Raw genomic sequence first — 12,843 nt, forward strand, 5'->3', positions numbered from 1 at the left:
ACCGGCGCCTTCGTTGCGCAATGATCCGGTGGTCGCCGAATTCGGCGCCGAGATCGCCCGCCTGGTGCAGGGCGCGCGCGCCTTGCTGCGCCTGGGCCTGGTGGCGCGCGGCGCCAGCGATAGCGAGGCCGACAGCGGCGACCAGAAAGAAATGCAGCGCAAGATGCTGCTGGCCATGGCGGCCGACCTGCGCATTGTCCTGATGCGGCTGGCCTCGCGCCTGCAGACACTGCGCTGGCACGCCGAATCCAAGACGCCCTGCGCGCCGGCATTCGCCCAGGAAACGCTGGACCTGTACGCGCCACTGGCGAACCGGCTGGGTATCTGGCAGATCAAATGGGAAATGGAGGACCTGGCCTTCCGCTTCCTGCAGCCCGACCGGTACAAGCAGATCGCCCGCCTGCTCGAAGAAAAGCGCGCCGAGCGCGAAGCCTTCATCGCCAACGCCATCGAGCGCGTGCAGGCGGGGCTGGCGAAAGCCGGCATCCAGGCCGAAGTCAGCGGCCGGCCCAAGCACATCTACAGCATCTGGAACAAAATGCGCCTGAAAGGGCTGGAGTTCTCGCAGCTGTATGACCTGCGCGCGCTGCGGGTCATTGTCGATGACGTGCGCGATTGCTACACGGCCTTGGGCATGGTGCACGATATGTGGACGCCCATGCCCGACGAGTTCGACGACTACATCTCGCGGCCCAAGCCCAACGGCTATCGCTCGCTGCACACGGTGGTGGCCGACGACGACGGCCGGCCATTCGAGGTGCAGATCCGCACGCGCGGCATGCACCAGTTCGCCGAGTACGGCATGGCGGCGCACTGGCGCTACAAAGAGGCGGGCGCCAAGGGCGGGCAGGTGGCAGCCTCGAGCGACTACGACCGCCAGTTGTCATGGATGCGCCAACTGCTTGCCTGGAACACCGACATGGAAGAGGGCGGCCAGCGGGTCGTGGCCCCCACCAGCACGCCGCGTGACGAACGCATCTACGTACTGACGCCGCAGGCGCGCGTCATCGAACTGCCGGCCGGCGCCACGCCGGTGGACTTCGCCTATCACTTGCACACCGACCTGGGGCACCGCTGCCGCGGCGCCCGCGTGGACGGGCAGATGGTGCCCTTGCAAACCCACCTGATCACCGGCCAGACCGTCGAGATCATCTCGGCCAAGTCGGGCGGCCCGTCGCGCGACTGGCTCAACCCGCAACTGGGCTTTCTGGCCAGCCCGCGGGCGCGCGCCAAGGTGCGCATGTGGTTCAACGCCATCGAACTGCAGCAGCGCATTACCGCCGGCCAGGCGCTGGTGGAAAAAGAACTGCAGCGCCTGGGCAAGACGGCCGTCAACCTGGAACAACTAGCGCAGACCCTGGGCTTTGCCCGTGCCGACGATCTTTACGTGGCGGCGGCCAAAGAAGAGTTCAGCCTGCGGCAGATCGACGCGGTGTTCCAGCAGCCCGCGCCCGAGCCCGAGCCCGAGGCGGCATCGCTTGCCAATGCCCACAGCGCCGACAGCGCCGCGCGCAGCGGCAAGAGCGGCGTGCTGGTGGTGGGGGTGGGATCGCTGCTGACGCAACTGGCGCGCTGCTGCCGCCCCGCGCCACCCGACGAGATCGCGGGTTTTGTCACGCGCGGCCGCGGGGTGTCCATCCACCGCGTGGGCTGCCGCAGCTACCAGGCCCTGGCCGCCCGCGAACCCGAGCGCGTCATCGACGTGGCCTGGGGCAAGACATCGGAAACTTTCTACCCCGTGGATATCAGCGTGCACGCGCACGACCGCCCGGGCCTGCTGCGCGACCTGTCCGAAGTGTTCGCCCGCCAGCGACTGAACGTGGTGGGTGTCAACACGCAAAGCCGCCAGTCGCTGGCGCACATGATCTTCACCGTCGAGGTGCGCGGCGGCGAGTCGCTGGGCAAGGCGCTGGCGGCCCTGTCCGAGGTGCCGGGGGTGACTACGGCCGGGCGCAACTAGGGCCTGTTCGCGCCAGGAACTTCCCTGGGCGGGCCCCGGGTACGACCCGGGGGCGGCGGCTCCGTTCTTGGCCTACACTCGGTGTTTTACCCGTCGAGAGAGCCTGAACATGGACACGCGTACCTGGCTGCAAACCCTGGTTGGAATCGACACGACCAGCCGCAATTCCAATCTGGGCCTGATCGAGACCGTGCGCGACCACCTCAAGGCGCAGGGGGTGCAGGCCTGGCTGGCGAACAACGCCGAAGGCACCAAGGCCAACCTGTTCGCCACGCTGCCCGCCAGCGATGGCGGCGAGCAGGGAGGTATCGTCCTGTCGGGCCATACCGACGTGGTGCCGGTGGATGGCCAGGCCTGGTCCACCGACCCGTTCAGCCTGTCGGAAGCCGACGGCCGTGTCTATGGGCGAGGCACCTGCGACATGAAAGGCTTCATCGCGGCGTCGCTGGCCCTGGTGCCGGAGTTCTTGGCCATGCCGCGCAAGAAGCCGATACACCTGGCGTTTTCCTACGACGAAGAAGTCGGCTGCGTGGGGGCTCCCGTCATGCTGGCTGAACTGCGCGACCGCGGTATCCGGCCGGACGGCTGTGTGGTGGGCGAGCCCACCGGCATGCAGGTGGTGGTGGCCCACAAGGGCATCAACCTGTTCCGCTGCTGCGTGCAGGGCAAGGCGGCACATTCGTCGCTGACCCCGCGCGGCTGCAACGCCATCGAATACGCGGCGCGCCTGATCTGCCGCATCCGCGATGTGGCCGATACTTACAAGGCCCAGGGGCCCTATGACGAGTTCTACGATGTGCCGTACACCACCCTGACCACCAACCTGATCCAGGGCGGCATCGCGGTCAACACCATTCCCGAGCGCTGCGAGTTTTCGTACGAATTCCGCAATCTGCCGGGCATGCCGGCCGACGAAATCCAGGCCCAGATCGAACGCTACGTCCAGGAAACGTTGTTGCCGGCCATGCACGCCGAATTCGACGGCGCCAGCATCGACATCCAGACGGGCGCCAGCGCGCCGGGCCTGGATGCCTCGGAAGCGGCGGCCATTACCCAGCTGGCGCGCGCCCTGACCGACGACCGGGCCACCCGCAAGGTGGCCTACGGCACCGAGGCCGGGCTGTTCCAGGGACTGGGCATTCCCACCGTGGTGTGCGGACCCGGACACATCGAGCAGGCGCACAAACCCGACGAATACGTGGCCCTGGATCAACTGGCCGCTTGCGAGAAGTTCCTGCGGCGCCTGGGGCAGTCGCTGGCCTAGGGGCGGCCCGCCCGTCCGCTCGGGTAAAATGGCGGGTTGCGACGCGGGCTGCGCGGCGAACGATGCGTTTGCCGGCCGCCCAGGAGAAACACTGGTGAACTCTTACGACCTTCCGGATGCCCAGGGCCATTTTGGCCAGTATGGCGGCGTGTTCGTGGCTGAAACCCTGATGCACGCGCTCGACGAGCTGCGCGCGGCCTACGACCGTTGCCGGCTCGACCCCAAGTTCGTTGAAACCTTCAACTACGAACTCAAGCATTTCGTCGGGCGTCCCAGCCCCGTGTACCACGCCGCGCGCTGGTCTAGCGAACTGGGCGGGGCGCAGATATGGTTCAAGCGCGAAGACCTGAACCATACCGGTGCCCACAAGGTCAACAATTGCATCGGCCAGGCGCTGCTGGCCCGCCAGATGGGCAAGCCGCGCGTCATCGCCGAAACCGGCGCCGGCCAGCATGGCGTGGCCACCGCCACCGTGGCAGCCCGCTACGGCATGGAATGCGTGGTGTACATGGGCAGCGAAGACGTCCGGCGCCAGGCGTCCAACGTGTACCGCATGAAGCTGCTGGGCGCCACCGTGGTGCCCGTGGAATCCGGTTCGCGCACCCTGAAAGACGCGCTGAACGAAGCCATGCGCGACTGGGTCGCCAACATCGAGAACACCTTCTACATCATCGGCACGGTGGCCGGTCCCGATCCCTACCCCCGCATGGTGCGCGATTTCCAGACGGTCATCGGCAACGAATGCCTGGTGCAAATGCCCCAGGACGCCGGCCGCCAGCCCGACTACGTGGTGGCCTCGGTGGGGGGCGGGTCGAACGCCATGGGTATTTTCCACCCGTATATCCCCTACGAAGACGTGAAGCTGGTGGGCGTGGAAGCCGCGGGCGAAGGCATGGACAGCGGCCGTCATGCGGCGTCGCTGGCGGCGGGCCAGGTGGGCGTGCTGCATGGCAACCGTACCTATGTCATGCAGGATGCCGACGGCCAGGTCCAGGAAACCCATTCGGTATCCGCCGGGCTCGATTATCCCGGGGTGGGCCCCGAACACGCATGGCTGAAAGACAGCGGCCGGGCCGAATACGTGGGCATTACCGATGACGAAGCCCTGGCCGCGTTCCACGACTGCTGCCGCATCGAAGGCATCATGCCGGCGCTGGAATCCTCGCACGCGATCGCCCAGGCCGTGAAAATGGCGCCCACGCTGCCGCAAGACAACATCATCCTGGTCAACTTGTCGGGCCGTGGCGACAAAGACATGCACACCGTTGCCGAGCGCGCGGGCATCCAGTTCTGACATGACTACCCCAACCGATCGCATCGCCGCGGCATTCGACCGCGTGGCAGATTCGGGCCGCGCGGCGGCCCTGATCCCGTACATTGCCGCGGGCGACCCTTCCCCCGACGCCACCGTGCCCCTGATGCACGCCCTGGCCAAGGCCGGCGCCGACATCATCGAACTGGGCGTGCCGTTCTCCGACCCCATGGCCGACGGTCCGGTAATCCAGCGCGCCGCCGAGCGCGCCATCGCCCAGGGCGTGGGCCTGCGCCGCGTGCTCGAACTGGTGGCGCAATTCCGTCGCGACGACGACACCACGCCGGTGGTGCTGATGGGCTACGCCAACCCCATTGAACGCATGGGCCAGCAGGCCTTTGCCCAGGCCGCGCAGGCCGCCGGGGTGGATGGCGTACTGGTGGTGGATTACCCGCCCGAAGAAGTCGACGATTTCGCCCGGCAACTTGGCGACCGCGGCATTGCCCCCATTTTCCTGCTGGCTCCCACGTCTACCGATGCCCGTATCCAGGCAGTGGGCAAGGTGGCGCGCGGTTATGTTTACTATGTGTCGCTCAAGGGTGTAACGGGCTCGGCCACGCTGAATGCCGATGACGTCGCGGCGCGCGTGGCCCTCATCCGGCGCCATGTGCACATTCCGGTTGGCGTGGGTTTCGGCATACGCGACGCGGCCAGCGCCCAGCGCATCGCCCGCTCGGCCGATGCGGTGGTAATCGGCAGCAAACTTATCGAAACCCTCGAGCAGGCCGTGGCTGCCGCGCCCGCGGGCAAGCAAACCGAGGCCGCGGTTGCGGCCGCCAGCCTGTGGCTGGGCGGCATCCGGCAGGCCCTCGACGAAGTCAAACGAGACAGCGCACCGGCCTGAAGCCCCGGCGCGCATCTCTTTACGGAAGAATGACAATGAGCTGGATCGAGAAACTCCTGCCTCCCCGCATCAATAAAACCAGCGAAAGCGGCCCGCGGCGCGTGCCCGAGGGCTTGTGGGTGAAGTGCCCGTCGTGTGAATCGGTGCTGTACAGCGAAGACCTGGCGGCCAACCTGCACGTGTGTCCCAAATGCGATCACCACATGCGCATCGGTTCGCGTGCCCGCCTGGATTCGTTGCTCGATGTGGAGGGGCGCGTCGAAATCGGCCAGAACACCCGTTCGGTGGACACCCTTAAGTTCAAGGACACGCGCAAATATCCCGAGCGCCTGCAAGAAGCCACCAAGCAAACCGGCGAGTCCGATGCCCTGGTGGTCATGAGCGGTTCGGTGCGCGGCGTGCCTGCCGTCGTGGCCTGCTTCGAATTCGAATTCATGGGCGGCTCGATGGGCTCGGTAGTGGGCGAGCGTTTTGCGCGGGGCGCCCAGGTGGCCCTGGAGAACAAGACGCCCTTCATTTGTGTCACCGCCTCCGGCGGCGCGCGCATGCAGGAAAGCCTGCTGTCGCTGATGCAGATGGCCAAGACGAACGGCATGCTGACCCGCCTGTCCGCCGCCGGCCTGCCGTTCATCAGCGTGCTTACCGACCCGACCATGGGCGGCGTGTCGGCCAGTTTTGCCTTCATGGGCGATGTGGTCATTGCCGAGCCCAAGGCCCTGATCGGCTTCGCCGGCCCGCGCGTCATCGAGCAGACGGTGCGCGAAAAGCTGCCCGAAGGCTTCCAGCGGGCCGAATTCCTGCTGGAGAAGGGTGCCATCGACATGGTGGTCGACCGCCGCCAATTGCGCGAGGAACTGGCCCGCCTGCTGGCCTTGCTGACCGACCAGCCGGCCGACGTGGTCACCGCCTGACACGGGATACTTCCCGGGCAATATTTCCATATTGCGCGGGAATCAGTCTTGTATTCACCACGGCATGTCGAATTTTCCCGCCGGACTGTTGACGCGCCGATACAAGCGGCAGCGGCCATGGCGCAAATTCTGCTATGTTTAGCGGTGCACAAAATACAGGAGTATTCATGTTGAAGCTCAATAAAAAGAACATCCGCACGGCGCTTGCCGCGCTTTCGTTCGCCGGCCTGGCATTTTCGGCCCAGGCACAGCAAACCACCACCCAGGGCGGCATTGGGTTGCACTATGGCATAGGCGACCACTACCAGCGCGCCGAACTGGTGTACGAAACCCCGGGCATCCAGTTGTTCAAGTTCGGCGGCAACTGGGGCCGCCTGGACCTCACCGGCGAATTCGGTGCGGCGTACTGGTGGGCCAGCGGCTCGCGTTCGCCCAGCAGTGTGTGGCAGTTCAATGCCATTCCCATGTTCCGCTGGTGGATGACCGAACGCTTCTACGTCGAAGCGGGTATCGGCGCCACGGCCTTTACCAGCACGCGCTTCGCCGACGAAAACATCAGCACGGCCTTCCAGTTCGGCGATCACCTGGGCCTGGGCTTCATGCTGAACCAGAACAACCGCCTGGGCCTGCGTTATTCGCATTTCTCCAACGCCAGCATCAAGCGGCCGAACCCGGGCCTGGATGTGCTGCAGCTGACTTACACGTATCAGTTCTGAGGCCGCGGCCGGGGTTTCGCGCAACTGTTGCCGGAACCCCGATGCGCCCACGGCCCTTGGCGGGCCGGCCCGCAAGGGGCCGAATGGCTGCATCCGCGCAGTATTTGCCGGAACATCAAGGAATACAACCCAGCCAATGCTGCCCGATCTGACTTCGCTCGCCTTGCTCCGTCACGCCGTGGACACCCGCAGCCTGTCCAAATCGGCCGAACGCATGCATATCACACTGTCGGCGGCCAGCCGGCGCATATCACTGCTGGAACACCAATTCGGTATCGAGTTCTTCGGCCGTCCGCCAGGCGGCGGTATCGAGCCCACGCCCGCCGGCATCATCGTGGCCAAGGGCGTGGACAAGGTGCTGCAGGAAATCGAGCGCATGCAGCAAGAGCTGGCAGAGTATGTGGGAGGCATACGCGGCAGTGTGCGGCTGTTCGTCAACACCACGGCCATGGCGCAGGGCCTGCCGCAGGAACTGGCGCGCTTCAGCCAGTCGCGTCCGCATATCAAGATCGAAGTGCGCGAACGGCGCAGCGCCGACATCCCGACGTTCATCCACGAAGGCGCGGGAGATATCGGCATTGTCATGGAAGGCGCCATTGTCGACGGGCTGGACGTGCGCGACTACAAGGTCGACAGGCTTTGCATCATCGTCCCGCAGGGTCATCCCCTGCATGCCGAACGTGTCGCGTTCCAGGACCTGCTTGATTACGACTTCATCGGCCTCGATACCAACGCCCTGCAAACCGAACGGATGTTGTCGGCGGCCACCGTGCATGGCAAGAACCTGAAGCTGCGCGCCCAGACGCAAAGCTTTGAGGCATTGTGCCGCATGGTCGAGGCGGGCATGGGCGTTGGCATGCTGTCCAGCGCCGCGGCGCGCAGCTACGTCCCCAGCCTGCGCATCAGAATGATCGAGGTGAGCGATGCCTGGGTCGAGCGCAAGATCCTGCTTTGCGTGCGGCCCGGTGAACTGGATGCGCCGGCCGAAGAACTGCTGTCGTTCCTGGCCGACTCATAGGCCGTCCGCCCGTTTGCCGTGAAGCGCATGCTTCCCCCGGGGCAGGGCGGGCTGGGCCCTTCGAATCTTGCTAATGGCGATTGACGAAATCGCACTTGTAGGCGGTTTTACCGTCGATATACTGCTTGGCATGGCAACGATACTGTCTTCGCAGCAATAAGGCAGGCAGCCACCGCCGGCTACGCGCTTTGCCGGCGGCGGGTTCGACAACAGGTGCTGTCCGTCCGGGCGGCGCTTTCCCAACATGTGTGTTCCCTGGCGGGCTTTGCCCCGCCGGCCGCGTGTCGTGCCTGCAAAACGAAAAAACACTAAGGAGGAGTCATGAAAATCATCAACGCTTTGGCGTTGTCGCTGGCGACGATGCTGGCCGCCGCTTCGGCGCAGGCCCAGGAATTCAAGTTTCGCTTCTCGGCAGATTCCGCCACCACCAATATCAAGGTCCAGGCATTCCAGAAATGGGCCGATCTGGTGAAGGAAAAATCGGACGGACGCATTGCCATTCGTGTGTATCCCAGCGCCCAGCTGTACAACGATGTAAATGTCATCCCGGCCGTCTCCTCGGGCACCGTGGACCTGGGAGCCCCGCCCAGCGGCCTGTTGACGGCGGTGGTGCCCGAAGCCGCCGTATTTGAACTGCCGTCCATGTGGGGCATCAGCTACGAACAGTATCGGCGCATGCTGGCTGGCCCCTTCGGCCAGCAATTGGCCAGGCGCTTCGAGGAAAAGCTCGGCGTCAAGATTCTTGGTTACTACAACATGGGCGCGTGGGTGTGGGGAACCACCAGGAAATCCACGTTGGTCCAGGCGCCCGCCGATTTCAGCGGCAAGAAGATCCGTGTAGTGGGCAACCCGTTGGTCGAGCAGACATTCAAGGCCATGGGCGCGCAACCCGTACAGATGGCCTGGCCCGAGGTGCCGACGGCCTTGCTGCAAGGCGTGATCGATGGCCTGGAAACCACCATGTCGGGGCTGGATTCGGTGAAAGGCTGGGAACTGGTTGGCAACCTGACCTACGCCAATCACAAATACACCCCTTATGTGGCGATCATGAACATGCGTTCGTGGAAGAAGCTGCCCGCCGATCTGCAGCAGATCATGCTCGACACCATGGAAGAGTCGGTGCGCTGGCAAGACAGCGAATTGGAACGCATCAATCAGGCAGCCATCGAGCGCTTCCGTGGGAATGGCGTTCAGGTGAAAGTGCTGCAGCCTTCCGACGTGCGGGCCTTCGCGGCATCGGCAGAGAAGGCCGGAGCCGCCTTCGTGCAGGCCGGCAAGCTGGAGCAGGCCGCCAGCCTGGCGCGCACTGGCGCGGACGCTAAATAGCGCCGGCCGGCGGGGCGCTCCCGCTTCGGAGCGCCATCCGAATCAGCCTGAAAACGGGGAAATGACATGACGTCTGACCGCTTGCGCGACAAGGGTCTGCTTTTGCTGGGCGCGGTGGCGCTGGCCAGCACGCTGATTGGCGTACTGGCCGTGGTGTCGCGCTATGCCTTTACGATGGCCTTCAGTTTTTCCGACGAGGTCATTACCTACCTGATCGTCTGGGCCACCCTGATCGCGTTCGGGCTGGGCGAGTTCTGGAACGAGCATTTGCGGGCGACGGTGTTGCTTGAGCGCTTGCCGCCCGCCTGGCAAGCCGCGCTGTCGAAGGTGACGCTGGCGCTGGCATTGGCGTTTGCCGGCGTGCTTGTGTACTTCGGCGTCGATGTCGCGTGGCAACGGTATTTGTTGAACGAGTTGTCGCCCACCGCGTTGCGGTTCCCGCAATGGATTGCCCGGATGGCGGTGCCGGCCGGCTTTGCGATCGCCTGCATCGCCCTGCTGGTCAGGGCGCGGCGCAAATAACCGGGGGACATCAACGTGATCGATTATCTTCCCGTCGTCCTGCTGGTCGCGCTGCTGGCCATTGGCGCGCCCATCTATCTTTCACTGGGGTTGAGCGCACTGCTGGGGTTCTACATCGCCGACCTGCCGCTCATGGCGTCGGCCGAGATCATATACAACAGCCTGACTCCGTTCACGCTATTGGCTGTGCCGTTCTTCGTGATCACGGCCAATCTGATGACCGCCGGCGGTATTTCGGACGCCCTGGTCAAGTTCGCGCGTGTGTGGGTGGGGCATTTATGGGGCGGCCTGGGCGTGGCCACCATTCTTGCCTGCACGATTTTCTCGGCGATATCCGGGTCCAGCGTGGCGACCGCGCTGGCCATAGGCTCGATTGCCATTCCAGCCATGATTGCAGCCGGCTATAGCCGCGCATACGCCATGGGAGTGACCGCCGCCGGTGGAACGCTCGGCATCTTGATCCCTCCCAGCATCCCGCTCATTCTTTACGGTTTCATCACGGACCAGTCGGTCGTTGCGCTTTTCTCGGCTACCTTGATTCCCGGCGCGCTGGCGGTAGCCAGCCTGTTGGCATGCGCGATGCTCATCGCCCGGATGAACAATTACCCCAGGCGGCCCAGGGCAATGCTGCCAGAGCGCCTGGCCGCCCTCAGGCAGGCGGCGCCCAGCCTGCTGCTGCCCGTGTTGATACTGGGCGGCATCTACGGCGGCGTGTACACGCCCACGGAAGCCGCCATCGTGTCTGTCGTGTACTCGATGCTGATCAGCCAGTTGTTCTACAACAAGATGAACCTGCTGGACATTCTGCGGATCATGGGCAAGTCCATGATAGACACCAGCGCCATCATGATCATTCTGGCCGCGGCCATGCTGCTGGGCCACTACCTGAGTATTGTCGAGCTGGGTTTCAGGGTGGCGTCCGCCGTCGAGGCCATGGGGCTGACCCCCTTGCAGTTCAACCTGCTGATCATGGCCATTCTGCTGGTGCTGGGCATGTTCATGGAAGCCACATCCATGCTGTTGATCATGGTGCCGATGCTGCTTCCCGCCATGGTGGCGCTGGGCGTGAATCCGGTGCATTTCGCCGTGCTGTTCGTCATTGCCATGGAGATCGGCCTGATCACGCCGCCCATCGGCATGAACCTGTATGTGGTGGCGCGGTCGGGGCAGGGCGCACTGCAGGACGCCATTCGCGGCAGCCTGCCTTATGTGTGCATGCTGATCCTGCTGGCGCTGGCCGTGCTGCTGGTGCCGGCCACCGCGTTGTGGCTACCGCAGTGGCTCGGCCGCTAAATGGCGCATACATCGATGTTCCGGACAACTTCCCATGCAGACTGATCCCGCACCCTTCGAACTGTATGCCTTGAGGTATGCGTGCCACCGTGGCCGGCAGGCGCCGCACAACTACCTGGGCGGCGCGGATTTCCACGAAGCGGCTTCGGACCTGGACTATTACGTCTGGGTGGCGCGCCGCGGCCGCGAGACCTACCTGGTGGACACAGGCTTCGGCGAGGCCGCCGCGCTCGCTCGCGGCCGCGAGCTGCTGATGCCGATACCTGGCGCCCTGGCCCAATTGGGATTGAGCGCAGCCGAGATCGAACACGTCATCATTACCCACCTGCACTATGACCACGCAGGGACGCTGGCGGATTTTCCGTCCGCCACTTTTCATCTGCAAGAGGCCGAGGCCGCTTACGCCACCGGCCCTTGCATGTGCCACGGCCTGCTGCGCCATCCTTTCGATGTCGACAATATCGTCGACTACGTGCGCACGCTGTACCAGGGGCGCGTGCGCTTTCACCGCGGGGCGTCCGAGATAGCTCCAGGGCTCTCCGTGCATTGGGTGGGCGGCCATACCGCCGGCCTGCAGGTCGTGCGCATATGGACGCAGCGCGGCTGGATGGTGCTGGCATCCGATGCGGCGCATCTGTATGGAAACCTGGCGCGCGGCCATCCGTTCCCGGTGGTGTATCACGTGGGCGAGATGCTGGATGGCTATCGCGCCGTGCGCGAGTTGGCCGATTCGGAACAGAACATCGTGCCGGGCCACGATCCGGAAGTCATGCTCAGGTATCCCCCCGCCAGCGCCGCGTTGGCGGGCAAGGTGGTGCGGCTGGACGCCATGCCGCCCGATTGAGGCACTGCTGCGGCCGCGATGAGGCTGCGCAGCAATCATTTCTTTTTCCACTCGAGCAAAACATATGACACAAGACACACCTCAGTACCGCAGGAACGAGAATTTCGACAAGGGGTTGGAGATCCGGCAGGCCCTGCTGGGCAAAGAGAAGATCGACACCGCGCTGTGGGGGGCCGACGCCTTCAACCAGCCCATGCAGCAACTGACGACGGAATACTGCTGGGGCGAAATATGGGGTCGCCCGGGTTTGCCGCGCAAAGTGCGCAGCCTTCTGAATATCGCCATGCTCAGCGCGCTGAACCGCTCCAAAGAACTCGAACTTCATGTCCGGGCGGCCTTGGGCAATGATTGTTCTCCCGAGGAAATTCAGGAAGCCCTGTTGCAGGCGGCGGTTTACGCCGGGGTGCCGGCGGGTGTGGAAGGTTTTCGCGTGGCCACGCCCGTTATTCGGCAGTACCTGGAAGAACGCCAGCAAGAGGCGCAGCCGTGAGCGCCCCCGTACCCGTTGGATTCATCGGCCTGGGCAGCATGGGCGCCGAACTAGCCCTTAACCTGGCCAAGGGAGGGGTGCCGCTGGTGGTCCACGACGCACGGCCACAGGCCTATGCGCGTTTTGCCGGCATGGATGTGGCAAGCGCGGCATCGCCGGCCGACGTTGCGTCCCGCTGCGAGATCGTGTGCGTCTGCCTGCCTACGCCGGAAATCGTCCGCAAGGTGGCATTGGGCCCTGAAGGGCTGGCTCAGGGCGGCATTATGCGGGTTTATGTCGACATGTCGACCACCGGGCCGGCCACGGCGAGGGCCGTGCCCGCCTCGCTGGCCGAGCGCGGCGT

13 protein-coding genes are annotated in these 12,843 nt (G+C 64.7%); all 13 read left to right on the plus strand.

The genetic code is table 11. From position 1 onward, the window contains the following. Positions 1–1,960, plus strand: a 1,960-nt coding sequence (locus LPZ50_RS13690) for a RelA/SpoT family protein (RefSeq protein ID WP_230662026.1), incomplete at its 5' end; no start/stop codon positions are given. 109 nt (positions 1,961–2,069) lie between these two features. After that, a complete protein-coding gene (gene argE / locus LPZ50_RS13695; RefSeq protein ID WP_230662027.1) occupies positions 2,070–3,224 on the plus strand; it encodes an acetylornithine deacetylase in 1,155 nt (384 codons plus the stop codon). Between the two features lie 94 nt (positions 3,225–3,318). Further along, positions 3,319–4,518 (plus strand): tryptophan synthase subunit beta, encoded by a 1,200-nt coding sequence (trpB, locus tag LPZ50_RS13700; protein ID WP_230662028.1) that lies wholly within the window; start codon positions 3,319–3,321, stop codon positions 4,516–4,518. A gap of 1 nt (position 4,519) precedes the next feature. Continuing rightward, a complete protein-coding gene (gene trpA / locus LPZ50_RS13705; RefSeq protein ID WP_230662029.1) occupies positions 4,520–5,380 on the plus strand; it encodes a tryptophan synthase subunit alpha in 861 nt (286 codons plus the stop codon). A 35-nt stretch (positions 5,381–5,415) separates the two neighbouring features. After that, positions 5,416–6,291: an acetyl-CoA carboxylase, carboxyltransferase subunit beta gene (gene accD / locus LPZ50_RS13710; protein WP_230662030.1), complete on the plus strand. Its 876-nt coding sequence runs from the start codon at positions 5,416–5,418 to the stop codon at positions 6,289–6,291. Positions 6,292–6,458: 167 nt separating this feature from the next. After that, entirely contained in the window at positions 6,459–7,007 is a 549-nt protein-coding gene (locus LPZ50_RS13715; protein ID WP_230662031.1) for an acyloxyacyl hydrolase, read from the plus strand. Between the two features lie 136 nt (positions 7,008–7,143). Beyond that, positions 7,144–8,025, plus strand: coding sequence for a LysR family transcriptional regulator (locus LPZ50_RS13720; RefSeq protein WP_230662032.1), 882 nt, complete (start codon positions 7,144–7,146; stop codon positions 8,023–8,025). Positions 8,026–8,346: 321 nt separating this feature from the next. Then, positions 8,347–9,351: a TRAP transporter substrate-binding protein gene (locus tag LPZ50_RS13725; RefSeq protein WP_230662033.1), complete on the plus strand. Its 1,005-nt coding sequence runs from the start codon at positions 8,347–8,349 to the stop codon at positions 9,349–9,351. Between the two features lie 66 nt (positions 9,352–9,417). After that, positions 9,418–9,873 carry a TRAP transporter small permease gene (locus LPZ50_RS13730; RefSeq protein WP_230662034.1) on the plus strand — a complete coding sequence of 152 codons (456 nt, stop codon included), beginning with the start codon at positions 9,418–9,420 and terminating at the stop codon, positions 9,871–9,873. A 15-nt stretch (positions 9,874–9,888) separates the two neighbouring features. Further along, positions 9,889–11,166, plus strand: coding sequence for a TRAP transporter large permease (locus tag LPZ50_RS13735; RefSeq protein WP_230662035.1), 1,278 nt, complete (start codon positions 9,889–9,891; stop codon positions 11,164–11,166). A 34-nt stretch (positions 11,167–11,200) separates the two neighbouring features. Beyond that, the gene (locus LPZ50_RS13740) at positions 11,201–12,010 is read left to right on the plus strand and encodes an N-acyl homoserine lactonase family protein (protein ID WP_230662036.1); all 810 of its coding nucleotides are present in this window, start codon (positions 11,201–11,203) and stop codon (positions 12,008–12,010) included. 64 nt (positions 12,011–12,074) lie between these two features. Continuing rightward, a complete protein-coding gene (locus tag LPZ50_RS13745; RefSeq protein WP_230662037.1) occupies positions 12,075–12,500 on the plus strand; it encodes a carboxymuconolactone decarboxylase family protein in 426 nt (141 codons plus the stop codon). After that, on the plus strand, positions 12,497–12,843 hold a 347-nt coding region (locus LPZ50_RS13750), incomplete at its 3' end, for an NAD(P)-binding domain-containing protein (RefSeq protein WP_230662038.1). The genes LPZ50_RS13745 and LPZ50_RS13750, both read left to right, overlap by 4 nt.

The organism is Bordetella petrii (assembly GCF_020991325.1).
GTDB classification, from domain to species: Bacteria; Pseudomonadota; Gammaproteobacteria; order Burkholderiales; family Burkholderiaceae_B; genus Bordetella_A; species Bordetella_A petrii_E.

Coding starts and splice junctions, on each gene's coding strand:
- argE (WP_230662027.1), top strand. CDS start 2,070: ATGGACACGCGTACCTGGCTGCAAACCCTGGTTGGAATCGACACGACC.
- trpA (WP_230662029.1), top strand. CDS start 4,520: ATGACTACCCCAACCGATCGCATCGCCGCGGCATTCGACCGCGTGGCA.
- accD (WP_230662030.1), top strand. CDS start 5,416: ATGAGCTGGATCGAGAAACTCCTGCCTCCCCGCATCAATAAAACCAGC.
- LPZ50_RS13715 (WP_230662031.1), top strand. CDS start 6,459: ATGTTGAAGCTCAATAAAAAGAACATCCGCACGGCGCTTGCCGCGCTT.
- LPZ50_RS13720 (WP_230662032.1), top strand. CDS start 7,144: ATGCTGCCCGATCTGACTTCGCTCGCCTTGCTCCGTCACGCCGTGGAC.
- LPZ50_RS13725 (WP_230662033.1), top strand. CDS start 8,347: ATGAAAATCATCAACGCTTTGGCGTTGTCGCTGGCGACGATGCTGGCC.
- LPZ50_RS13730 (WP_230662034.1), top strand. CDS start 9,418: ATGACGTCTGACCGCTTGCGCGACAAGGGTCTGCTTTTGCTGGGCGCG.
- LPZ50_RS13740 (WP_230662036.1), top strand. CDS start 11,201: ATGCAGACTGATCCCGCACCCTTCGAACTGTATGCCTTGAGGTATGCG.
- LPZ50_RS13745 (WP_230662037.1), top strand. CDS start 12,075: ATGACACAAGACACACCTCAGTACCGCAGGAACGAGAATTTCGACAAG.